The following is a 24241-nucleotide window of genomic DNA, read 5'->3' as shown; positions in this document are numbered from 1 at the left end:
TTCACTGATGCTGTGGAGAGAGATTTGGGATAGTCACAGAGGCCGGATAACCGGAATTGTGGGCGGCATCTTTTTTGGATTTCTTTATTTGTTTACCGGGTTTTGGGATATGTTGTTCTTTGCACTTTTGGTGTTCATCGGTTATACATTAGGCAGACGAAGCGATTCGAAGCTGGGCTTGTTCATTCCTTGGAGGGAATGGGGACAATGGCTTGGAGAGCGCTGGCGTCCGTTTAAGTGAGCCACCTGAACCCTGCAATATGTTTCTTCCGAAAAGAGCTTAGTTTAATATGCCCGTTTTTTGGAGGAAACGTACTGCAGGTTTTTTTGTGAAAAGGGATAACAATAACCATATCGTAAAGGCCACTTCATTTCGCATCACAAACATGGTGCGTGAATGGTTCTTTTATTTTAAAATAAGCATGATGACGCTCGGATGAGCGCTGCAGGAGGCAGGACATGAAAAGACGTTTGGCAAGGGAAATTGCGATACAAAGTCTGTATCAGATGGAAATGAATGAAGTGGGTGCAGCTGAAGCTGTAAATATGCTGATTAACGAAGCGGCAGAGGAAAATGAAACGGAAGTCGTTATTCACGATGCAGATGTAATGCGCAGTTATGTAACGGAAATTGTTCAAGGAGCATGGAATCATAAGGAAGCCATCGACGGATTGCTGGTGGATTATCTCAAGGGCTGGCAAATTAGCCGTCTGTCTCGGGTAGACCGTCAGATCTTGCGGCTGGCCGCTTATGAAATGGTATTTCGTGATGACGTTCCGGCGAAAGTGTCGGTCAACGAAGCGATTGAATTGTCCAAGCATTTTGGTACAGAAGAATCCGGGAAGTTCGTTAACGGTGTACTTGGACGCATGATCCAGGAAGTTGACACGATTAAAGCGAAATTGTCCTAAAATAGCGAGTTACTTATTAAATGTTCACATAAGGGAGAGAGAGTACAATGACAGCATCTATTATTAACGGTAAAGAAGTGTCCCAGGAGATCCGCGCAGGCATAACTGAAGAAGTAAAGCAGCTTAGCGAACAGGGGGTTGTGCCTGGTCTGGCTGTTGTGCTCGTCGGGGAAGATCCGGCATCCCAAGTCTATGTGCGAAATAAGGAAAAAGCTTGTCACGATCTCGGTTTTTACTCTGAAGTACATCGTCTCGATGCAGGTACGTCCCAAGAGGACTTGCTGGCTCTGGTGGACAAGCTGAACAATCAGAGCTCGATCAACGGGATTCTCGTTCAGCTTCCATTACCGAAGCATATTGAGGAGAAAGCTGTTATTGATGCAATAGCGGTTGAAAAAGATGTGGACGGTTTCCATCCGGTCAATGTGGGTAACCTTGTGATCGGCGATGACAGTTTGCTGCCATGTACACCTGCTGGAGTGATTGAACTGATCAAGCGGACAGGATTGGAAATGTCGGGTAAGCATGCTGTTGTAATCGGACGCAGCAATATTGTGGGTAAACCGGTATCTTTGCTGCTTCAACGTGAGAATGCAACCGTAACGATGTGTCATTCACGTACGGCAAACATGAAAGAAATTACACGTCAAGCCGACATATTGGTCGTAGCGATCGGTCGTGCAAACTTCGTGGATGCCGATTATGTGAAACCGGGTGCTGTAGTCATCGATGTGGGTATGAACCGTTTGGACAATGGTAAATTGGCTGGAGACGTGGATTTTGAAAGTGTGAAGGAAGTTTCCGGTCCTATTACTCCAGTTCCGGGTGGCGTTGGACCAATGACGATCACCATGCTGATGCAAAATACACTGATCGCTGCCAAACGCGCTCACGGATTGGCCTAGGTACATCTGTGGCAGATCGGCAGATCTACTCCATCAAAGACCTGAATCGGTATATCCGAATGAAATTGGAATCCGATCAGGTCCTGTCGGACGTCTGGCTGCGTGGGGAGATATCCAACTTCACACATCACTCTAGCGGCCATATGTATTTTACATTGAAGGATAAGGACAGCCGGATTAAGGCTATTATGTTCGCGTCCCACAATCAGCGATTGCCCTTTGTGCCAAAGGAGGGTGCAAGGGTTATTGCTCGTGGTAATGTATCGGTTTATGAGCGGGACGGTCAATATCAATTTTACGCTACTCAGATGCAGCCTGATGGGATCGGAAGCCTCTATCTGGCTTATGAGCAACTGAAAAAGAAACTCGAGGATGAGGGGCTTTTCTCTTCGTCCAGGAAACGTACTATTCCTCGGTATCCCAAAACGATCGGTGTAGTTACGTCTCCTACAGGAGCAGCGGTAAGGGATATCATGATTACATTGCAGCGCAGATACCCTTCTGCGAAAGTGCTTCTATATCCTGTTCTGGTCCAGGGTAAAGGCGCAGCACCTTCAATCGTAAAAGCCATTCGCAACCTGAATCTCCTTGGTGAAGCGGACGTGCTGATTGTAGGCCGTGGCGGGGGATCACTGGAGGAACTGTGGGCTTTTAATGAAGAGATGGTCGCCAGAGCCATTGTTGATTCAGATATCCCTGTGATCTCTGCAGTCGGACACGAAACTGATTTTACCATTGCAGACTTTGCAGCAGACCTGCGGGCTGCGACGCCAACAGCGGCTGCTGAACTGGCTGTGCCAAACCGTGCAGAGCTGCTTGACCAGATTGCGCTAAGACAGCGTCAGCTCCAGCATAGTCTGCGTCAACGGGCTGCACATAACCGTGAACGACTTGCAAGATTACAGCGTTCGCCGGTACTTGTCCACCCAAGACGGACATTGATGCAGCATACAGAACGATTGGACATGCTGCATCAGCGGCTGTTGAGAACAGTAGATACCCGAATGAAATGGACCGCGGAGAAACAGGAGCGTCTGCGTGCTGCACTGCAGCGGTTCAATCCACGCGAACAGGTGAATACGGCTCAACGGGAAAATGCCGCAGCGCGGCGTCAGCTTGAACTTGCGATGAGGTCTATCGTCAGATCGAAGCAGCAGCAATGGAAATCTTCCGTGCGCCACCTCGATGCTCTAAGTCCGCTAAAAGTCATGTCACGCGGATATAGTCTGGTGTATGACGAGCAGGAGCAAAGACTGATCAAATCGTTGAAGGAAGTGCAGCCTGGAGATTCAATTAAGATTAAATTAACAGACGGACAGCTGGACTGTCAGGTTTGGGGAATGAAGGAGGATGACAACATCCATGGCGAATGAACCGGAACTGAATTTTGAAGAGGCAATGGCGGCACTTGAAGATATCGTAGCTCAGCTGGAACATGGGGATGTTCCATTAGAACAGGCCATTGATCTGTTTCAGCGAGGAATGAAACTCTCCCAGTTATGCGGAATCAAGCTGGAACAAGTGGAACGCAAGATTGAAATGATCGTAGAAGAAGATGGGGAACTTCGGAAAAAGCCGTTCGGAACTTCGGAAGTTGAGAGCGGTGAAGGCAATGAGTAGTCGTCCTTCCTTTGAACAGTATCTCCAACAGACAACAGATGAGGTTACGGAAGCTTTAAAAGAGATTCTCCCAGTTCACTGGGATGTGCCTCAATCCCTGCGTGATGCGATGCAGTATTCTCTTATGGCTGGAGGCAAGCGCCTCCGTCCTCTTCTGGTCGTCGCTGCGGCGGAAGCCCTCGGAGCACATCGTGCAGCTGCGCTTCCGGTAGCCTGCGCCGTGGAAATGGTACACACTTATTCACTTATCCACGATGACCTGCCTGCAATGGATAATGATGACTATCGTCGGGGAAAATTAACGAATCACAAGGTTTATGGTGAAGCCACCGCTATTCTTGCAGGGGATGCTTTGTTGACTCATGCGTTCTATAGTGTAGTGCAAGCTGGCCGCAAGAACGGTGTGCCGGCAGAAGCCTTGCTTTCTATTGTGGAGGATCTTTCCGAACTGGCTGGTGCCCGTGGCATGGTTGGTGGGCAAGTAGCCGATATGGAAGGTGAGCAAGGGATGACGAATCTGGAACAACTGCAATATATTCATTTGCATAAAACCGGTGATTTGATCGTGTTCTCCTTGCTGGCTGGTGCCCGTATTGGTGGTGCACAAGAAGGACAGCTTGATGCACTGCGTGTATTCGGACGTGATCTTGGTCTTGCTTTTCAGATTCAGGACGATATCCTTGATCTGACTGGCGATGAGCAAAAAATGGGCAAGAAAACCCAAAGTGATGTAAATCAGCAAAAGGTGACTTATCCATTTTTCATAGGTATGGAAGCGTCTCAAGAACAGGTGAAGTCCTTGACCCAATCTGCAAAAGAGGCCCTCGGCAGAGCAGAGCTATCAGATTCATCGCGGTTGATGGAGATTGCAGATTATTTAATGCGCAGAGATCATTAGTCTAAAAGTAAATGAAACTGCCCTGCGGCTGTTTCGTAAGATTCAGATCGGTGTAATAATGTTAATGTGCTTTTTGCACGGTGATTACGTTTGACGTAACGGATACATAATAATGGTTCAATTCACTTATCTTGCTGGCGAAAAAGCTCGCAATCTGGAGTATGAAGCCGTAAATTATGATTCCTGTTCTTTTATGTTATAATGATTTAATGTTATTTAATAAAATTCAGTTTAAAAAGTGTTATCCACTTAATCAAACAATCTAGGAAAGCGGGGAGATTCTCGTGCTGCTTCCACAAATTAAACAACCCAGTGATCTAAAATCGATGTCTCCGGATGATCTTGTTTTATTATCCGCAGAGATTCGGCAATTTCTGATTGAGAAATTGTCCGTAACGGGGGGGCATCTGGCACCGAATTTAGGCGTGGTTGAGCTCACGGTAGCCCTGCACTACTGTTATAACAGTCCGGTAGACAAAATGATTTACGATGTAGGGCATCAAGCGTATGTGCATAAAATTCTTACTGGACGCATGGACCGTTTTGATACATTGCGTCAGCACAATGGATTGTGCGGGTTCGTCAAGCGTAACGAGAGCGAACATGATGTATGGGAGGCTGGACACAGCAGTACATCCTTGTCTGCTGCCATGGGTATGGCACTTGCACGTGATTTGAAGGGTGAAGATAATCAGGTTATTGCCATGATTGGCGATGGAGCTCTTACAGGTGGTATGGCCTTTGAGGCACTTAATCACATTGGTCATGAGCAGAAAAAACTGATGGTCATTCTGAATGATAATGAAATGTCCATTGCACCCAATGTCGGGGCGATGCATAAATATTTAAGCAAAATCCGTTCCGATCGGCATTATCTAAAAGCCAAAGATGATGTGGAAGGAATGCTCAAAAAGATTCCTGCCATTGGAGACCGTTTGGCCAAATCGGCAAGCTGGATTAAAGATAGCGTCAAATATATGATGGTTCCGGGTGTTTTGTTTGAAGAACTCGGCTTCACTTATTTGGGACCCATCGATGGACATGACATTCCCAAATTAATTGAGACGTTCAAACAAGCGGATAACGTGGAGGGACCAGTTCTCGTTCATGTTCTCACAACCAAGGGTAAAGGATACCAGCCAGCTGAGGCAGACTCACACAAATGGCATGGTATCTCCCCATATAAAATAGAATCCGGTCAGGTGCTCAAGGCAGTTGGCAAACCAATGTACACCGAAATATTTGGGCAGACACTCGTTGAACTTGCAAAAGAAGACCAGCGTATTGTTGCTGTAACGCCTGCTATGCCGACTGGATCGGGGCTTATTCCTTTTAGCAAGGAATTCCCGGACCGCATGATTGATGTAGGGATTGCAGAGCAGCATGCGGCAACCATGTGTGCTGCACTGGCCATGGAAGGCTTGAAGCCTGTCTTTGCCGTATATTCTACGTTTATGCAGCGAGCTTATGATCAGATCGTGCATGATATCTGCCGTCATAATGCCAATGTGATCTTTGCCATTGACCGTGCGGGATTTGTTGGACCTGATGGAGAGACGCATCAAGGCGTGTATGATGTGGCCTTTATGAGACACATTCCTAACATTGTACTTATGATGCCGAAGGATGAGAATGAACTGCGTCACATGATGAAAACGGCACTTGATTATAACGAAGGACCTATTGCTTACCGGTATCCTCGAAACAATGTGGTAGGCGTTCCAATGGATGAGCAGCTCGTACCGATTCCAATCGGCACTTGGGAACAGCTGCGACCATCTGAAGGTTATGCCATCATCGCTTCGGGTTCCATGGTTCAAATTGCTGAAGAAGCAGCTGAAACCGTGAAAAAGGAAGGCATTACAGCCGGAGTAATCAATGCACGTTTCCTCAAGCCACTGGATGAACAAATGCTTCGTGATCTCGCGATTCGTGGTACCAAACTGATTGTGCTTGAAGAAGCTTCTCAAGCTGGCAGTATGGGCAGCGCAGTGCTTGAGTTCTATGCTGAACAGGGTCTGCATGATGTACATGTTAATCTTATGGGGATTCCAGATCGCTTCATTGAACATGGCAGCATCAATGAACAACGGGCTGAAGTTGGGCTTACAGTGGACAACGTATGTGTGCAGCTGCGCAGTTTGGCAGCTCAGACCTCTTACGGCATGTCCAGAACCCGCTTTCCTTCTTGATAAATGGAATGCTTCACCTAAGTAAATGAATTAACTATATGATAGGAGAAAGACATGTCACTCCCGAAAGAACGAATTGATGTTCTGTTGGTCGAGCAGGGTTATTATGAAAGTCGTGAGAAGGCAAAAGCGGCGATCATGGCTGGACTGGTGTATGCCAACAATGAACGAATTGAAAAGGCAGGCATGAAAATACCACGGGAAGCTGAACTAAAGGTTAAAGGCTCAGTGCATCCTTATGTGGGACGTGGTGGATTGAAGCTTGAAAAAGCGATTAAACACTTCGGTCTTGACATGAACGGTCTGGTCATGCTTGATATTGGTTCGTCAACGGGTGGATTTACGGATTGTGCTTTACAACATGGTGCATCGCATGTATATGCCATTGATGTAGGATACAACCAGCTGGACTGGTCGTTACGCAATGATGACCGGGTTACCGTGATGGAAAGAACCAATTTTCGTTATGTGACGCCTGAGGATTTAATTGGACCTGAGCCGAACTTTGCCAGCATCGATGTATCCTTCATATCGCTGCGTATTATACTGCCGCCCTTGCTTGCTCTTCTGAAGCAGCCGGCAGATATTGTAGCATTGATCAAGCCTCAATTTGAGGCAGGACGTGAGAAGGTAGGTAAGTCTGGTGTGGTACGGGATCCCAAAGTACACAAGGAAGTACTGGAAACCATGCTTCACTTCGCGAATGAACTTGGTTTAAATCTTCGGGGCTTAACCTTCTCACCTATTACCGGTGGAGAGGGCAATATCGAATTTCTCGCTCATTGGCGTCTGGAAGAACCGGACGCATCACAACAAGAGAAGGATCTGGCTTCACTCGATGCACTTGCCCATCAAGTTGCTATGGAAGCCGCTCATACTTTTACGGGAAACTCATCATAGGATGAGTTTCTTTTCGCTGGAAAGGTGATCCTATTAACAGGAGATTGACTGCCGGACCTCGAATAAGTCTTCGAGGTGAACGATGATGAATGGGCAATCCGACACAATCGTTATTGGTGTACTTGCTGTCATTTTAATCATATGGCTCTTTTACGGTTTGCGTAATTGGCTGAATCGACCGGTACCGGTAAGTTTGTCAGGCATGCAGCTGAATTCCGACATACCGCATTCCCCGGTTATTGATCTGCTTGAAGCAGAGGGGTATGAAGTCATCGGAGGCAAAATGAAGATACCGCTCGCCTTTGAGGTCAATGAATCCGTTTATTATAGTCGGTTGTTCGTTGATTATGTTGCCGAGCGTGATGAGATCAGATATTTGGTCAAGACGTCAAGGCGTAAACAGCCGGTGGAATTCACAGGTCCTGCCATTCGGGATCGCTTTTTGTACTATTTATTGTTGTATCCAGGTTGTGAAGGTATATTGTACGTGGATACGGAAGAATCCAGCGTAAAGATCATCCGTTTGATGGATTATGAGGAAGATGTATATGATGGGGATGATCTGAGCTAGGGAATCAATGGTAACTATTTAAACTGGAGGCATGTATGAAAGGACAACGACATATTAAGATACGTGAAATTATTAGTCAGAATGAAATAGAAACCCAGGATGATCTGGTTGAAGCACTGCGTCAAGCCGGTTTTCAGGTGACACAGGCAACGGTATCCCGTGATATTAAAGAATTGCTGTTGATCAAAATTCCAATGGATGATGGTCGTTACAAGTACTCATTGCCAACTGACCAACGTTATAATCCAATCCAGAAGTTGAAACGGGCATTAGTGGATAACTTTCTCCATATTGACCATACCAATAATCTGGTTGTAATGAAATGTCTGCCAGGAACGGCAAACTCCATTGCGGCGTTGCTGGACAATATTGAATGGACTGAAGTTATGGGTACGATCTGTGGTGACGATACAATTCTCATCATCTGCCGTACTGAAGATAATAGTGTGACGGTTATCGATCGAATTATGGGTTACATTTCTTAAAATCCGATTTTAAACATAATTGCTGAGTTTGTCATCCGGAGGTGCTTTGGCCAATGCTAGTTACATTATCGATTCGTAATCTGGCTGTTGTAGAAGAAGTGGATGTAGTATTTCACGCAGGGTTTCATGTGTTATCTGGGGAAACAGGTGCAGGTAAATCAATCATTATCGATGCGCTCGGTTTGATCGCAGGTGGTCGCAGTTCGGCCGATCTGATCCGTTACGGTTGTGACAAGGCGGAGATGGAAGCTCTGTTCGAGATGGAACAGGGTCATCCGGTGTGGGAAACACTGGAGAAGCTTGGGATCCATTGTGAACCTGAAGAACACCTCGTTATTAGACGGGAGCTGAATACCCAGGGTAAGAGCACATCCCGCATCAATGGTCAGTTGGTCAATCTGACGATGCTGCGAGAAGTGGGAGAAAAACTGATTAATATTCATGGTCAGCATGAGCACCAAAGTTTGCTGCGTGCTGAAAGCCATCTGGGCTTATTGGATACCTACGGAGCAGCTGTCATTGGTCCAGTGAAGTCGGAATATCAGGAAAGGTACAGCCGATTCATTACTGCTGAGAAAGAACTGCGTGCCCTTCAGGAGTCAAGTCAGCGTGCATATCAGCTGCTGGACATGTATCGTTTTCAACTGGAGGAGATTGCTGCTGCCGGTTTAACAAGTGGTGAAGATGAATTACTTGGTGAAGAACGGGTCAAGCTATCCCATAGTGAGAAAATGATGGACAGCGTTGTCGGTGCATATGATCTGCTTAGTGGTCAGCGCGGACTTGAGGCAGTAAGCATTGCCCTCTCCCGGATAGAAGATATCTCTGGTTACGATAGCAAAGGACTACAGCCTATCGTGGAACAGCTGCAGTCGGCCTTTTATCAATTGGAGGATGCTACATTTCAATTAAGGGATTACCGTGAAAAAATAGAGTTTAACCCCGGTCGACTGGAGGAGGTTGAGCAGCGCTTAAACTTGATTTCTGGTCTAAGACGGAAGTACGGGGACAGTGTTGACCTTATTTTGAATTATTATGAACAGATTAGCCATGAAACAGACCAGCTGGAAAACAAGGACGAGCGCCTGGAGAAACTGCGTGCTGAGCGTGACAAGCTCCTGGTTCTGGTGATGGATTCTGCAGAGGATCTGAGCCGGGTACGCAAGCAGTGTGCCGATGAACTCGCTGCTCAGGTGGAGAGTGAGCTTAAGGATCTTCAAATGGAGCGTACAACGCTGCGTGTTCAAATAACGCCATCAGAAGATCCGAAGGGGATTGAATGGAACGGGCGCAGGCTCCGGCTCAGTCGTCAGGGAGCGGACAATGCGGAATTTCTCATCTCCCCGAATCCGGGCGAACCGCTGCGTCCATTAGGGAAAATTGCATCAGGTGGTGAGTTATCCAGAATGATGCTTGCCATGAAGAGTATTTTCGCGCGTCACGATCGAATTCCAGTCCTCATATTTGACGAGGTTGACACAGGAGTTAGCGGACGGGCGGCACAATCCATAGCTGAGAAACTGTTCCGTTTATCCTCAACCTGCCAAGTGTTTTCGATTACACACTTGCCACAAGTTGCCTGTATGGCAGACCACCAGTACCTCATTGAAAAGCATGTCGTTGACGGGCGTACAATGACGCAGGTGGAATCGCTGTCAAACGAGGGCAGAGTGAAGGAATTGGCACGTATGCTCGGCGGTGTTGAAATTACAGAAAAAACATTGCATCATGCACAGGAAATGCTGAATTTGGCGGAAGCCAAAAAAGGAGGAAACGAGCGACCGGCGTAATGATTGACAGTAATAAAAGCCTGGGGGCAAGGTTATCTTATAGGTACGCAATTGGCGACCACCTTTCGTCAAGCGAAAGAAGCAAAGGGAGTGTGACAGCCATTGAATTCCCCCCTCAGGAAGAAATTGCTAGGTCTTTTATTTGCCTTCTTTCTATGTGTAATCAGCCAGGCGATTCAGCCTGTGCAGAGTTATGCCTCCTTACCTGACGAATTACAGGTATTTGCAGGCAGGCAAGCAGATGTACGACTCGCTGTACCGGCTTCTTCCAGCGCCGTTGTAGACCGACCGGATATTGTTGGTTTAGATGGACAGGAGCAAGCAGTGCATGTCACGAAGCAGCAACCATTGCATCTTCATCCTCAGCAGACAGGGCAAGCGAAATTAACCTTGAAGCTGTGGGGCAAAATTCCGGTCAAAACGGTTAATGTGAACGTGATTCCGGATTTGCGAGTTGTACCCGGGGGTCAAACCATTGGCGTAAAAGTAAAGTCGGCTGGGATTTTGGTTGTAGGTCATCACTTGGTCCGTGCTGAAGGAGACCAGAGAGTCTCTCCAGGAGAAACAGCAGGCATTAAACTTGGGGATCTGATAACCCATATGAATGGCAAACGTTTGGATGGCGTTGCAGGTGTTGCTGAAGCTGTAGAACAAGCGGGAAAAAGCAAAAAAGGGATCGATGTGGTATTGCAGCGTGGGAAGGAAACAGTTAAAACACGACTCACACCAGCATATGATGCTGAAGATCAGGCCTGGAGGCTTGGGTTGTACATTCGTGATTCTGCGGCTGGCGTAGGCACGCTAACGTTCTATGCACCAGATCAAGGCGTGTATGGAGCTTTGGGGCATGTGATTACGGATATGAATACTCAAACATCCATTGTTGTAGGCAGTGGACAGATTGTCCAGTCGAATGTGACGTCTATATCCAAAAGTGAATCCGGAGATCCGGGTGAAAAACGTGCACATTTTCTTAAGGAAAGCAAAATATTAGGCAATATTGAGCGTAATACGGCTTTTGGCATATTTGGTAAGATGTCTGACAATCCCGATCACAGTTTATACACCAAAGGAATTCCTGTCGCTTTCTCACATGAAGTGAAGGAAGGACCGGCAGAAATTTTGACTGTTGTTGATGGTCAGCAGGTTGAACGTTTCGCGATCGATATTGTGCATGTGGCCGATCAATCTGAGCCTGCAACCAAAGGGCTTGTACTTCGCATTACAGATCCTAAGCTGCTTGATAAAACGGGTGGGATCGTTCAGGGAATGAGCGGCAGCCCAATCGTTCAGAATGGCAAGCTTATTGGCGCTGTGACACATGTGTTTGTTAATGACCCTAAATCAGGTTACGGCTGTTTCATCGAGTGGATGTTACAGGATGCCGGCGTGATGATTAAAAAGGAAAAAGCGAAAAATCTTAAGGCCGGGTAAACCGCCTTAAGATTTTTTTGTCGAATGGAAAAGATAATTATCACATAATGAAATAAATTATTTATTATATAGCAATGCGAAAAAAAAATAAAGAAAAATAATTTTCGACAGAAGGAATTTCCTCGCCTGTGTCGAAAATTTAACCTGTAAGGAAATGTACGAAACAGTGGTTAAACCAAAGGAGGATACCGTTTTGCAAAAAATCGAGGTATTGCTGGCTGATGATAATCGTGAATTTACGAATTTGCTTGCCGAATATATATCCGAACAGGAAGATATGGAAGTTACCGGAATTGCCTACAACGGGGAAGAAGTACTGCAGTTGTTGGAGCAAAGCCGTGATGTGCCGGATGTATTGATTCTGGATATTATTATGCCTCATCTGGATGGGCTGGGTGTATTGGAGCGTCTGCGCAACCTGAACCTGAATCCACAACCGAAAGTGATCATGCTTACGGCATTCGGTCAAGAGAACATCACACAGCGTGCCGTGCAGCTCGGTGCTTCTTATTACATCCTCAAACCTTTTGACATGGAAGTGCTCGCTAACCGGGTTCGCCAGCTTGTTGGATCCCAGACAACCGTCTCTTCAAGCACGAACAGTGGTTCATCCATGTTTATGACCAACAAATCCAATGTAGTTCCAATGGGCAAACACAAAAATTTGGATGCCAGCATCACGTCCATCATACATGAAATCGGCGTTCCTGCGCATATTAAAGGATATCAGTATTTGCGTGAAGCCATCACCATGGTATATAACAATATCGAAATTTTGGGTGCGATTACCAAAACGCTGTACCCTGCGATTGCCGAGAAATTCAAAACAACACCATCCCGAGTTGAACGGGCCATCCGTCATGCGATTGAAGTGGCATGGACACGCGGAAACATCGACAGCATCAGCCACCTGTTTGGTTACACGATCAACATCAGCAAGTCGAAACCGACGAACTCCGAGTTTATCGCGATGGTTGCCGACAAGCTGAGAATTGAGCATAAGGTGTCTTGAAAGGACCGGGAGTAGTTAGGTAATTATGAAAGCAACAGCATACGAATGCCGTGATTTATAGGTCCATTAGCGTCCTATAGATTGCGGCATTATTTTTTATTTTCATAAAGTTTGAATTAACTAAAGATAAGACTTTATTTTTTCGAGGTAAATATCATATATATTTAATTAAATCTACGCTGGTGATGTAGACTCTGGATACAACAGCACACATATACATTTCGAAACAGTATATTCGTTTAGTATAGAGTAAGAAGATTAAATAAACTTTCAAGATAAAAAGGGCCGTTTCTCAAGGGAAGTAAGTATCCACGATTAACGGCTTTGTAAGTAGAAAACATTTTATTTTAATATTGCTAAGCTTCAATTGTTCTAAGTATAACCTATTGATATTTTATTAAGTAGTATTAATTATTTATATACGAATATCTAATGATACATGTTCCTTGGTGGAGGATGAGGTTGCAGATCTTTCAAATGCCTCTTTAGGCAATTCAATGCTCTTTGATTCATCCGACTCTATATGTTCTTCCACGTTGTGTTTATCATTACTAGCTAAAGGAGGTGAGGTGGTTTTTTGCTGTGCAGTTTGTTGAATATCTTTCATTAATCCTTCAATGTTTTCGTTTACTTCACTAATTTGAGAATGAATATCCTGTACTAGATCTCTTTTCTCCTGAAAAACCGTACGTTCTGAATTTTCCAACATCATTGATTTTCCCGTATCAGCTTCAGAATTAAGTTCCAAAACAATGCGATCAAATTTTGTTTCTCCTTCAATTGTTCGTATTGATCCATTCATTTGTTCTCGCAAACCTACTAATTTTCCTAATTGGTCATAAGTTTGACTATGTTTGATGAGATGATCCACTGAGTGGGGCTGGGATTCTTCCGGTTGCTGAACCTGTTCAGTTTGAATCTTTTCTGGTTGTTTAGCCTTATTTTTCTTTTGTAATTCCTCAGCTTTAATCTGTCCAATCCGACTATCTACTTGGGCAATAGTGCTAGTTATCGATTTAATTCGTTCAGCTTTTGTTTTGATATCAAGCTGGTCATTCGATTTTACCGCTTGAATGTCTTCATTTAATTTATTTTTTCGTTGCATAAGACTCTGAAGCTCTTTTTCTCGATTTGAATGAATGTTACTTAGTGTGAAACTATGGTTGTTCCCAGGTGATATTATGCCCATGTTCTGATCTCCTTTTCCTTATATGTTGGATCTATTTACATATATCGGATGTTATAGGAAGCTAGTGAAGATAAAGTTATATATTCGTGTTAATAAACTTATTTTACGTTGATAGTGAAAAAAATAGCCATATTAAGTTTACCATGTTGTTGTTTGCATGTGGTACAGGACCAACACCAACGCGGACAGCCAGGAAGGAACGGGTAACAGTCCGAATAGCACTACCTTCTCAACCTCGAGACTGCTGGTGCAGTGACGAAATTATGGTAATGAAACACGTACAATTTCAACGGTCAAAAGGCGAGTCGTAGTATCCGACAATCCCTGGTAGCTCTTGATGTAAAACCAGTTGGTACCTCGGATGTTCGATGGAGCCGCATACAAAAGTGAACTTGAAGGGGTAAATTTACTGGGCACTTGGGTTGAACTAAAACCCTGAGGCTTTGAACTGGATCTGATCATCGTTCTTCTGAAGATACGTATTTTTAATTTTTTCTATTTTAACGGAAACTCATTGGAGAAGCAGCTTGATCTGTGGTCGGACATTTTTTAAGTACGGTTAAAGCCGAATAGGATAACCTTTTGGAAATGTAAAAGATATCTATAAAAATTGTTTTGTTTTTATCCATTGTATTTTGATATGATTCCCATTAAACTAGGGATTAAGTGATAATGAGAATCGATATCAAATACTCGATGTTATGGATCGAATTAACGGAGGTAACCTTAATATGGATCAGCAGTTGGAACTATATGATGTAACCATTATCGGCGGAGGTCCCGCCGGGATGTACTCTGCCTTTTATAGCGGTATGCGGGATATGAAAACGAAATTGATTGAAGCACGGGACAGACTCGGCGGACGCATGCTCTTTTATCCAGAGAAGATGATCTGGGACGTGGGTGGTGTAACACCGATTTTATGCGCAAATCTGATTAAGCAGCTGGAAGAACAGGCGAGAACGTTTGAACCTACGATTGTCTTTGAACAGCAAATTGAAGGTTTTGAACGTCAGCCCGATGGTACAATTATTCTGACTGCTGATACTGGTGAGAAACACTGGACTCGGACCGTCATTATGGCAATCGGTTACGGAATATACAAAATGGCGAAGCTGGAACTTGAGGGAGCTGACCGTTACGAGGTAACGAATCTGCACTACACGGTGCAGGAATTGGAACCTTTCCGGGGCAAACGTGTCCTTATCTCTGGGGGAGGCGATTCTGCAGTGGACTGGGCTAACGAGCTTGAAGCTCTGGCAGAACAAGTTACGGTTGTACATCGGCGCGATCACTTCGGCGGGCTGGAGCGAAATGTCATTCGTATGAGAGAATCCTCGGTGGATGTTCGTACACCCTATGCAGTGAATACGCTGCACAGTGTTAGTGGCGAAGTGATTGAACAAGTGACGATATCCCACGTGGAAACAGGTGAAAGTGAACTGCTGGAAGTCGATGCAATTATCGTTAATCACGGCATGAAGAGTGACTTTGGTCCGATTCGGGACTGGGGATTGGATCTTGGAGAGTGGCATGTAACCACAACAGAGAAGCTTCAAACCAATATACCGGGTGTATTTGCGGCAGGCGACTTTGTGGATTATGGCAGCAAGCTATATCTTATTGCAGGAACATTCACGGATGCTGCCCTAGCGGTCAACAGTGCCAAACTATACCTTGATCCTGAGGCAGAAAAAGTAGCCTATGTATCTTCTCATAACAGCCGATTCAAAGAGAAGAACAAAGCTCTCGGTGTTGTAGAAGAATAAATACCAAATTAAAAAACCATAACCTTAATTACCTTGACTAAATACCAGGTATTAGGGTTGTGGTTTATTTTTGTGTGCTCTAAATTTATTAAGCTAAAATGTCAATCGATGTATTTGTGTTTATCATTGTCGGAGAATTCGAATGTTGAATGTTGTCCATAACCTCGTTGTTACCCGAAAGTATATCGTCTTTATTGTCCTTTTCCGCTTTAACTTCTTCTGTAGAAGCTTTCTCAGCAGTCGGTTCATTCCGTGGAGCTGTATCGTTTATATCTTTGAGTAATTCCCCAATTTTCTTATCCGTACTTCTAATGTGGGATTTAACTTCCTGAACCATTTCTCGCTTCATTTGAAAAACGGTATGCTCTGCATTTTCAAGCATTACTGATTTTCCGTTATCTGCATGAGGGTTACTATCTAATAAGGTACGATCAAAACGAACGCCGCCCTCTAGCGTGTTGATTGAACCTTGCATTTTCTCACGGGATCCAACCAGCTTCCCCAATTGATCGTATGTATTGCTATTCTTGATTACAGAACCGAGTGAGACCGTATCTTCAGGTTGAGAATCAGAACTTTTGGGCTTTTCATTCTCTTTTTGTCGTGTCTTTTCCTGAATCTCTTCTGCTTTAATCTGAGCAATTTGAGCGTCGATTTCCTGGATACTGGAGGTCAAGGTTTGAATGCGCTGCATTTTCGTTTTTGTATCCAGTTTTTCATTGGATCTCACGGTCTGCATTTCTTCGCTCAGTCTCGCCTTTTGTTTCATTAGGTCCTGAATAATCTTGTCTGTTTTGGTAGTTGTATTACCGCTGCTCTGATTGGATCCGGTGCTTCTGTTCGTTGATGAAACGGATAACATAAGGGATTCCTCCTGGGTGTGATAGTTGCATGATTTTTTTATCATACTTATTATAATATCGGAATTTTGGGTTATTCTGTTAAGGGACACTGAAACATGCAGTGGCTAAAATTGTATGGCAGTTTGATCAGTTCCGAAGTGAAAACTATAATATGAAAATAGACGAATAAATCTGACAGAGTGGAGAATACGGGGTGGGGTATGTCTAAAATGTTTCGGAGTTTCATTTCCTCTGTCCTCAGGGTTACCAAAGGAAAGAAACGAATCAAATACGCAGCCATTTATCTTGCAGTTGCCGGTGCTTTGCATCGATTACTGGTGGAGAGTAGGCGTGAGCGATCCGCAGCCAGAAGGCTGCAGCAGGATCTTCCTGTCGCAGAACTGGGGCAAATGAAGCTGGAACCGGGAGATATCGTTTACACGCCAAGTTCGGAATCAACCTATTATGCAGGTCACATGGGGATTATTGGGCTGGACGGCAAAGTGTATCATGTTCATCCTTATGGGCCCGTGTTCGCCGATTCCCTGGAATGGTATCTTACCCGATTTTATGAGGGAGATCGTTTCATTGTATTTCGTTCACGTTTAAACCAGGCTGGGCAGCGTGCGGCTGAGTGGGTACATGAACACTACAAGCAGGTTAAGTTTTATCGATTGCAAACCAATCTGCGAAGCATTGAACGAAATTATTGCTCCAAATTTGTATATCAGGCCTATCAATTTACCTCAGGGCTGGATCTGTGGAGCAGAAGGTTTACCCGGTTCAATCAAGGGTACATCTATCCGTTCCGAATTGAGCGTTCACCTGCGCTGGAAGTATTGGGTACCTTTTATAAATAAAGATTCAATACTGACATGGCTGTCCTTGACCTTCATAGGGAGGATAGCTTTTGTCGGTTTTTTTGATATGTGTACCGATTAAAGACAGGAAAAGGCTCTAAAACGTCGAATAGATTATGAGATAGACGTGCACAACTGGGAATTGTATACATAATACCGGCAAGTTCAATATGACCGGAGAACGACGAAGAATGGCTGCAATCTAGTCTAGAGAAAGAGTGAGAGTGAAATGAAATGGCTGGGCTTCTTACGCGGATTCAGACGCAAACAAAACGTAGTGAAGCTATCGGACTACACCCCTAAAAAAGAAAGGAGGTACTATTGCTCCATATGCAAGAAAAAAGTTGAATCAGTCGTTCATTACGCAGCGCCTCAGGGAAATGTTACAGGTGTATGCAGTTCCTGTAAGCTGTTGGCGGATGAACGTGGAATGTACCCCATTTAATAGGAAGAATCTTGCTCAGGAAATAACATTGCTTTGATTTATGAGCATTTTTGTAGTACATTAGCAAATGTATTCGAAGGAGGATTCTAATGTACTCAGGTAGACAAGACGATACTTTATACATCATGACCTACACCTTAAACAGCGGTATCAAGGGTACGGTTCCACTGTCTAATAAGCAGATTGTTGAGTGGCTGGATTGCTACAGAAATGAGAAGCGCTTCGTGACCGAGATTGGGAAAGAGTTCTTTGGATTGAATGCAGGCCTCGTGGCAGATTTCAAAGTTCAAAATCATTTATCCGATTATCAACAGACCATCATGCCCACACAGCAGCAGGATAATCTGGAACGCTTGTCCAGTGCATATAAATCAACCGAGCTATTGATGAAAATTGATTGCAAATGCGGTACGGCATATGTAACGGAATCTCCATATAAGCGAACCAAATGGTATTGTACGAAGTGTAAAGAGATTGTATTTCTGGACGCCAAAAAAGGAATGGTAGAAACGTCCCGCGGTGACGCTTACTACATGACCAACAAATATTTTGTTTCCCGCGACTAGTGGGAGACTACGAATGAGAGCATCGCTTTGAAGCGGTGCTTTTTTGTAATGAATGTTGAACCGGGTATAGCGAATGCAGTGGATAAGCAAAAAAAGCCCTTGAGGGCTTTTTAAGAACAGGCAGATTTGACTCAGAGTTCTGCTTCAGAGGACCTGCCGAATATATAATAAAAGCTGAACTAGCATTCTACTTTGTGAGGAGGAATGAAACAGCAGCGGCAGCGTGGTTCGTAGGCTTCCGAATCGCCAATCATGACAACCGGACCAAGAGTGACTGGCTCTCCGTTCACAATACGTTGAGTGAAGGCAGCATCAGGGCTTCCGCAAACCGCACAGAATGCGGAGAGTTTCTCAATGTCATCTGCCATGGCGAGCAGACCCCCAATATATCCGAATTCCTTGCCTCGATAATCCATATTAAGACCATCTACAATCACGTGTTTGCCGCAATAGGCAAGCTCGGAGACCAGGTCCATAATGGCACTGCTGAAAAATTGCACTTCATCAAAAGCAACCACATCAGCATCTTTGGTCTGAGCAAGAATCATCTCCACGGATTCCGGAGTTAATTGCCGGGGGATGGAATGGGCAGGAAGACGATATCCGATTCGGCTGACAATCTCGTCCTGGGCAAACCGATCATCTTCGGCTGGTTTGTAAGCAACGACCTTTTTACGGCCAAATTGAATTAATTTCTGACAACGGCGAATGAGTTCACCGGATTTTTCACTGAACATCGGTCCAGTAATTACGGTAATACGTCCTGTTTGCACGGTGCTGCTACTCCTCTCACATACGGATTCAACAAAAAAAGCGACCATTACAGAGTACCACAAAATCTCCGTTCAGAGCTAGAACTAATCCAAGCTGCTTTGTGTTACTATATGGATTATTACACTGTTGGTAACGGCAGATGTGAAGCAGTAGTATTGGAAAAGAGGTGCTATACAAGTGAGTGAAGCGATAAATCAAATGCAGCAGCGGTATGAGGAATTAAAGGGACAGGCTGCCCTTCATGAAGGCGCGGAGGCGCTAATTGCCGATCTGTTTGCGGAAATAGAGCGGCTGCAGGCCAGCAATTTAACCCTGCGCAGAACCATTCTGAAGTCTTCTTCCAAAGAATCCCGCATGTCAACAAAGCTGAGGGATGCATTATACGAATAACCCGGAGATTACTCCGGGTTCTCTTCTGTTTGTAATTTGCGAGGAAATAGAATACCTGCTGTAATTCTGGCAATCATGGCAAAGGTAAGGCCAATGCCGGCATACATGTAGATTACGGTAAATGCTTTGCTGAATCCGGTGGTAGGCACAAATTCAGGATGCCCCACCGTCGTCAGAGTCACGGCACAGAAATAAAGCGCATCGATCCAGTGCAGTCCTTCCACACGGGTATAGAACAAGGTTCCTGACAGCAGTGTTGCTGCAGTCAAGATAAAAAGTGCGAGAAACTTGGGGTCCTTGAACGCGTGGAAAATGCCCTTGAGCAATCTTTGCAGCGTCATGAGAAACGATATCATGTTAAATCATCCTGTCTTTTTTTGATGTCGATGTTTCGCATAAATTCTTCGAGTCACGTACGGAATGATGCAGAGATATCCATGTGAATAAATAAGCATTATACCTGATCTTAATTGAATGATAAAGCTAGGGAGAACAGCAAAAAGCCCGGACTTATGAAAGCTTGCCGGGTGTCTCTGCCTGTTCGGTTGTGTTTTTGGAACGGAAACGGGGACCTACATAATTGCGTTTACGGTCACGGAACAAAATCCATCCTCCCAAGAAACTCATGCCTGCAGCAAACAGGAGAAGCCCGCCTCCAAAGGAAAGCCACTGGAAACCAGGTGAGATCTGATCATTCCCGTGCTCAGCATAATATAGGAAAAGGGCGTCTTTCATCATCAAAAAACCTTTCATGGCCATTAATCCGGGAATAACCAAGACCAAAATCGCCAAAAACCGTGCAAAGACCAGTCGAGTATTCATCACCATTTAACCCCTTCTGCCAAATGTCGACGTAAAATAAAGGTTGCGCTTACAGGTCATGCCTGATTCCATCATAGCTTGGTTTGTGCACGCTGTCCATGTGTTGGGACAAACTTTGAGTTGACTGCCCAAGGGGAGTACAATGGAATATAGTAAAGTTCTGCAAAAGGCTTTTTATCATCATCATCGTTCCATTCATAACTAATCATATTGATAGAGGAGAACATAAAAGATGCCAATTACATGTGATGTTGCCATTCTCGGAGGAGGGACCGGAGGTTACGTTGCCGCAATTCGTGCTGCCCAGTTGGGTAAACAGGTCGTCATTATTGAGAAGGACAAGCTTGGGGGTACCTGCTTGCATCGCGGGTGCATTCCTAGCAAGTCGCTATTGAGAAGTGCGGAAGTGTACGCTGAGATTCAAGAGAGCGAATCTTACGGAATCGAAACAACTGGAGCAACGCTGGTATTTCCCAAGGTACAGGCGCGCAAGGATGCCATTGTGGAGCAGCTGCATCAAGGGGTTCAATATTTGATGAAAAAAAATAAGATCCAGGTCGTATACGCCAAAGGCCGTGTAATCGGACCGTCCATTTTCTCACCTCAGAGCGGAGCGGTAGCTGTGGAGTTTGAAGATGGGGAGATGGATACGGTTGTGCCAACCAATCTCATCATTGCTACCGGGTCACGTCCTCGCGTACTTCCGGGCCTGGAGCCGGATGGCCGGTATATCATGAGCAGTGACGAAGCTCTGCGGATGGATGAATTGCCAACATCACTCATCATCGTGGGTGGTGGCGTGATTGGGCTGGAATGGGCATCCATGCTGAATGACTTCGGGGTGGACATTACGGTTGTCGAGGCTGCCGATCATGTATTACCCGCGGAAGACGAAGACGTGGCAAGGGAGATGCAGCGGTTGCTTGGCAAACGCGGAGTACGCTTCCTAACAAAGGCTAAAATCATGCCAGAATCATATGAGGCTGGTCAAGAAGGCGTTCGAATTGATGTTCAGATGAATAACAATCAGCAGGAGACGCTCAGTGCGGACAAAATGCTGATATCAGTCGGACGGCAGGCTAATGTTGAAAATATTGGGCTCGAAAACACCGATATCAAACTGGACCGCGGATTCATCGCGGTAAACAAACATCTACAGACTGGTGAAGGACATATCTATGCCATCGGGGATTGCATTGGTGGATTACAGCTTGCACACGCTGCGAGTCATGAAGGCATTCTGGCCGTAAATCACCTGGCAGGTGAATCGGTTCATGCCGTCGAATCCCACCGCATTCCCCGGTGTGTGTACACTCGTCCTGAAGCAGCAAGCATTGGTTTCACGGAGCGTGAAGCCAAAGAGCGCGGTTTCGATGTCAAAACCGGCAAGTTTCCGTTTCAGGCGATTGGCAAATCGCTCGTTCATGGAAAACGGGACGGTTTTGTGAAGGTAATCGCCGATGCCAAGACGAATGATATATTGGGTGTACATATGATTGGTACCCATGTAACGGAACTGATTGCTGAGGCTTCGCTGGCACAAATGCTGGATGCGACGCCATGGGAAGTGGGACAGACGATCCATCCACATCCTTCATTGTCCGAAATTATGGGCGAAGCCATGCTGGCTGTAGACGGAAAAGCCATTGGAATGTAGGTCTGGACAGACTTATGAGAAAGGTTCTTTCCTTTTTTGGGCAAAAGGGATTATAATAAGGTTAAGCCAAGTCTTAGTACCAGGTTATAAGATCGGGTTGTAAGACGGGCACAGGCTCTGATTAAAAGGAGGTACCTCATATGAGTTCACAAGGTACTGCAGATGCGGTCCACCGGCATGAACAGCTGGGACTTAGCGATGGAGAAGTATTGGACATGTACAAATACATGCTGCTTGCACGCAAGTTCGATGAACGTTGCCTGCTCTTGCAGCGGGCCGGCAAAATTAACTTTCACGTATCCGGTGTAGGTCAGGAAGCTGCGCAAGTGGGTGCTGCTTTTGGACTGGACCGGGATCACGATTATTACTTACCTTATTACCGCGATTACGGCTTCGTATTGGCGGTAGGCATGACGCCTCGCGAGCTGATGCTCTCTGCTTTTGCCAAGGCGGAAGATCCGAATAGCGGCGGCCGTCAGATGCCGGGCCATTTTGGTCATAAAAAGCTGCGAATTGTTACGGGCTCAAGCCCGGTTACTACGCAAGTACCGCATGCCGTAGGTTTTGCACTGGCAGCAAAAATGCAGAAAAAAGAATTTGTTTCTTTTGTTACGTTTGGTGAAGGCTCAAGCAACCAGGGAGACTTCCACGAAGGAGCTAACTTCGCTGGAGTTCACAAGCTGCCTGTTATTATTATGTGTGAGAATAACCAGTACGCCATCTCGGTTCCGGTCCATAAGCAGCTTAGCGGCAAGATATCGGATCGCGCACTGGGGTACGGCTTCCCTGGACTACGGGTTGACGGCAATGACGCGCTGGAAGTATATGCTGCTGTCAAAGAAGCGCGCCGCCGTGCAATTGCCGGTGAAGGCCCTACCCTGATTGAAGCCATGATGTACCGTTTGTCTCCTCACTCCACTTCCGACAATGATCTGGCTTACCGGACCAAGGAAGAGGTTGACGAGAATTGGAAGAAGGATGGCGTTCTTCGGATGAAAAATTATTTGATTGATTGCGGCATCTGGGACGAAGCCCGGGATGCGGATCTGGCTTCCCAGCTCGCGCTGGAAATGAAAGAAGCGACTGAATATGCAGACAACGCGCCATATCCGAAACCTGAGGACACTCTGACGCACGTTTACGCGGACAGCGAAGAAGGGGGACGGTAATCATGGCGGTTATGGAATATATTGATGCGATCCGTCTTGCGATGAAAGAAGAGATGGAGCGAGACGAGAATGTTTTTGTACTGGGTGAAGACGTCGGTGTCAAAGGCGGCGTCTTTACCACAACCAAAGGCTTGCAAGAGCAATTCGGCGAGATGCGTGTGATGGATACACCTTTGTCCGAATCGGCCATTGCAGGGGTAGCCATTGGGGCGGCTATGTATGGCATGAAGCCAATAGCGGAGATGCAATATTCAGACTTTATGCTGCCGGCAACCAATCAGATCATTAGTGAAGCGGCCAAAATCCGCTATCGTTCCAACAATGACTGGAGCTGTCCGATTGTTATCCGTGCGCCGATTGGCGGAGGGATCTTTGGAGGATTGTATCATTCACAATGTCCCGAATCTATTTTCTTTGGTACACCTGGTTTGAAAATCATTGCTCCTTACTCGGCATATGACGCCAAAGGTTTGCTCAAAGCTGCCGTACGTGACCCGGATCCGGTACTGTTCTTCGAAAATAAGAAGTGTTACAAGCTGATTAAAGAAGACGTACCAGAGGATGATTACATCGTTCCGATCGGCAAAGCAAATGTGCTTCGTGAAGGTGCGGATATCACAGTTATCGGGTACAGCCAGCCGCTGCATTTTGTAATGCAGGCTGCGGAAGAACTGGAGCGTGAAGAAGGGATTACTTCCCACGTTCTGGATCTGCGTACACTGCAGCCGCTTGACCGTGAAGCGATCATTGCTTCCGCTCGTCAGACAGGCAAGGTGCTTATTGTTCACGAGGACAACAAAACTGGTGGTGTTGGTGCCGAAGTTGCGGCTATTATCAGCGAAGAGTGCCTGTTCGATCTGGATGCACCGATTCAGCGTCTTTGCGGACCGGACGTACCGGCAATGCCAATCAGCCCAACACTGGAGAAATTCTACATGCTTAGCAAGGATAAAGCGAAGGAAGCCATGCGCACCCTTGCGGAGTATTAATTCGTTGATCATAAGTTTCGACAATCTATTCGAAAAAAGGTTAAAAGCTA

General features: G+C 45.6%; 25 protein-coding genes. 20 read left to right on the top strand and 5 right to left on the bottom strand.

The annotated features are described in order from the left end of the window. Positions 1-7 precede the first annotated feature (7 nt). The 13 genes from MHB82_RS20310 to spo0A all read left to right on the top strand — a co-directional run bounded on the left by MHB82_RS20310 (position 8) and on the right by spo0A (position 12719). The gene (locus MHB82_RS20310; RefSeq protein ID WP_095290432.1) at positions 8-241 is read left to right on the top strand and encodes a DUF2273 domain-containing protein; all 234 of its coding nucleotides are present in this window, start codon (positions 8-10) and stop codon (positions 239-241) included. A gap of 218 nt (positions 242-459) precedes the next feature. Further along, on the top strand, positions 460-912 hold the full coding sequence (gene nusB, locus MHB82_RS20305; protein ID WP_095359279.1) for a transcription antitermination factor NusB: 453 nt from the start codon (positions 460-462) through the stop codon (positions 910-912). Positions 913-959: 47 nt separating this feature from the next. Then, complete coding sequence (gene folD / locus MHB82_RS20300) at positions 960-1817, top strand: bifunctional methylenetetrahydrofolate dehydrogenase/methenyltetrahydrofolate cyclohydrolase FolD (protein WP_095359278.1); 858 nt, start codon at positions 960-962, stop codon at positions 1815-1817. A gap of 8 nt (positions 1818-1825) precedes the next feature. Beyond that, positions 1826-3190, top strand: coding sequence for an exodeoxyribonuclease VII large subunit (gene xseA, locus MHB82_RS20295; RefSeq protein WP_095359277.1), 1365 nt, complete (start codon positions 1826-1828; stop codon positions 3188-3190). Continuing rightward, positions 3180-3437 carry an exodeoxyribonuclease VII small subunit gene (xseB, locus tag MHB82_RS20290; RefSeq protein ID WP_095359276.1) on the top strand — a complete coding sequence of 86 codons (258 nt, stop codon included), beginning with the start codon at positions 3180-3182 and terminating at the stop codon, positions 3435-3437. The genes xseA and xseB overlap by 11 nt, the downstream gene beginning before the upstream one ends. Beyond that, positions 3430-4335, top strand: coding sequence for a polyprenyl synthetase family protein (locus MHB82_RS20285; protein ID WP_341175694.1), 906 nt, complete (start codon positions 3430-3432; stop codon positions 4333-4335). The genes xseB and MHB82_RS20285 overlap by 8 nt, the downstream gene beginning before the upstream one ends. A 284-nt stretch (positions 4336-4619) precedes the next feature. Then, positions 4620-6527 carry a 1-deoxy-D-xylulose-5-phosphate synthase gene (gene dxs / locus MHB82_RS20280; RefSeq protein ID WP_095359274.1) on the top strand — a complete coding sequence of 636 codons (1908 nt, stop codon included), beginning with the start codon at positions 4620-4622 and terminating at the stop codon, positions 6525-6527. 54 nt (positions 6528-6581) lie between these two features. Then, entirely contained in the window at positions 6582-7427 is an 846-nt protein-coding gene (locus tag MHB82_RS20275) for a TlyA family RNA methyltransferase (protein ID WP_183521676.1), read from the top strand. A gap of 85 nt (positions 7428-7512) precedes the next feature. Then, entirely contained in the window at positions 7513-7998 is a 486-nt protein-coding gene (locus MHB82_RS20270) for a hypothetical protein (RefSeq protein ID WP_341175693.1), read from the top strand. A gap of 35 nt (positions 7999-8033) precedes the next feature. Then, complete coding sequence (gene ahrC, locus MHB82_RS20265) at positions 8034-8483, top strand: transcriptional regulator AhrC/ArgR (RefSeq protein ID WP_095290448.1); 450 nt, start codon at positions 8034-8036, stop codon at positions 8481-8483. Positions 8484-8536: 53 nt separating this feature from the next. After that, a complete protein-coding gene (recN, locus tag MHB82_RS20260) occupies positions 8537-10273 on the top strand; it encodes a DNA repair protein RecN (protein ID WP_110759075.1) in 1737 nt (578 codons plus the stop codon). A 102-nt stretch (positions 10274-10375) separates the two neighbouring features. Beyond that, positions 10376-11707, top strand: coding sequence for a SpoIVB peptidase (spoIVB, locus tag MHB82_RS20255; protein WP_095359270.1), 1332 nt, complete (start codon positions 10376-10378; stop codon positions 11705-11707). Positions 11708-11900: 193 nt separating this feature from the next. Continuing rightward, positions 11901-12719, top strand: coding sequence for a sporulation transcription factor Spo0A (gene spo0A, locus MHB82_RS20250; RefSeq protein ID WP_095290453.1), 819 nt, complete (start codon positions 11901-11903; stop codon positions 12717-12719). A 415-nt stretch (positions 12720-13134) separates the two neighbouring features. Here spo0A and MHB82_RS20245 read toward each other — a convergent pair whose 3' ends face one another. Then, a complete protein-coding gene (locus tag MHB82_RS20245; protein WP_341175692.1) occupies positions 13135-13908 on the bottom strand; it encodes a hypothetical protein in 774 nt (257 codons plus the stop codon). Positions 13909-14639: 731 nt separating this feature from the next. Here MHB82_RS20245 and MHB82_RS20240 point away from each other — a divergent pair. Next, the gene (locus MHB82_RS20240) at positions 14640-15677 is read left to right on the top strand and encodes an NAD(P)/FAD-dependent oxidoreductase (RefSeq protein ID WP_341175691.1); all 1038 of its coding nucleotides are present in this window, start codon (positions 14640-14642) and stop codon (positions 15675-15677) included. 88 nt (positions 15678-15765) lie between these two features. Here the strand turns inward: MHB82_RS20240 and MHB82_RS20235 are convergent, their stop codons facing one another. Beyond that, positions 15766-16539, bottom strand: a complete 774-nt coding sequence (locus MHB82_RS20235) for a FlxA-like family protein (RefSeq protein ID WP_341175690.1) — start codon at positions 16537-16539, stop codon at positions 15766-15768. Positions 16540-16740: 201 nt separating this feature from the next. Here MHB82_RS20235 and MHB82_RS20230 point away from each other — a divergent pair, with 201 nt between their 5' ends. Together MHB82_RS20230 and MHB82_RS20225 are read left to right on the top strand one after the other, a co-directional pair. Continuing rightward, positions 16741-17379, top strand: coding sequence for a hypothetical protein (locus MHB82_RS20230; RefSeq protein WP_255247894.1), 639 nt, complete (start codon positions 16741-16743; stop codon positions 17377-17379). Between the two features lie 534 nt (positions 17380-17913). Further along, on the top strand, positions 17914-18390 hold the full coding sequence (locus MHB82_RS20225) for a hypothetical protein (protein ID WP_095290460.1): 477 nt from the start codon (positions 17914-17916) through the stop codon (positions 18388-18390). Between the two features lie 179 nt (positions 18391-18569). Here MHB82_RS20225 and MHB82_RS20220 read toward each other — a convergent pair whose 3' ends face one another. After that, positions 18570-19163 (bottom strand): thymidine kinase, encoded by a 594-nt coding sequence (locus tag MHB82_RS20220; RefSeq protein ID WP_095290464.1) that lies wholly within the window; start codon positions 19161-19163, stop codon positions 18570-18572. A gap of 178 nt (positions 19164-19341) precedes the next feature. Here MHB82_RS20220 and MHB82_RS20215 point away from each other — a divergent pair, with 178 nt between their 5' ends. After that, positions 19342-19554 (top strand): hypothetical protein, encoded by a 213-nt coding sequence (locus tag MHB82_RS20215; RefSeq protein WP_341175689.1) that lies wholly within the window; start codon positions 19342-19344, stop codon positions 19552-19554. Positions 19555-19562: 8 nt separating this feature from the next. On the opposite strand, the gene MHB82_RS20210 is transcribed toward MHB82_RS20215, so the two are convergent. Both MHB82_RS20210 and MHB82_RS20205 read right to left on the bottom strand, forming a co-directional pair. Next, entirely contained in the window at positions 19563-19910 is a 348-nt protein-coding gene (locus MHB82_RS20210; protein ID WP_095359262.1) for a potassium channel family protein, read from the bottom strand. 154 nt (positions 19911-20064) lie between these two features. Beyond that, complete coding sequence (locus tag MHB82_RS20205) at positions 20065-20382, bottom strand: DUF2627 domain-containing protein (protein WP_095290469.1); 318 nt, start codon at positions 20380-20382, stop codon at positions 20065-20067. Positions 20383-20608: 226 nt separating this feature from the next. Between MHB82_RS20205 and lpdA the strand changes: the two genes are divergently transcribed. From lpdA to MHB82_RS20190, 3 genes are all read left to right on the top strand, one after another. Further along, positions 20609-22033, top strand: coding sequence for a dihydrolipoyl dehydrogenase (lpdA, locus tag MHB82_RS20200; protein WP_341175688.1), 1425 nt, complete (start codon positions 20609-20611; stop codon positions 22031-22033). A 140-nt stretch (positions 22034-22173) separates the two neighbouring features. After that, entirely contained in the window at positions 22174-23202 is a 1029-nt protein-coding gene (locus tag MHB82_RS20195) for a thiamine pyrophosphate-dependent dehydrogenase E1 component subunit alpha (RefSeq protein ID WP_095290473.1), read from the top strand. A gap of 2 nt (positions 23203-23204) precedes the next feature. After that, positions 23205-24191: an alpha-ketoacid dehydrogenase subunit beta gene (locus MHB82_RS20190; protein WP_095290475.1), complete on the top strand. Its 987-nt coding sequence runs from the start codon at positions 23205-23207 to the stop codon at positions 24189-24191. The last annotated feature ends 50 nt before the right edge of the window (positions 24192-24241 follow it).

Source organism: Paenibacillus sp. FSL K6-2862 (assembly GCF_038005125.1).
Classification (GTDB): Bacteria; Bacillota; Bacilli; order Paenibacillales; family Paenibacillaceae; genus Paenibacillus; species Paenibacillus illinoisensis_A.
Note: the sequence above shows the minus strand (reverse complement) of the source record. Positions and strands in the feature narration are given on the sequence as shown.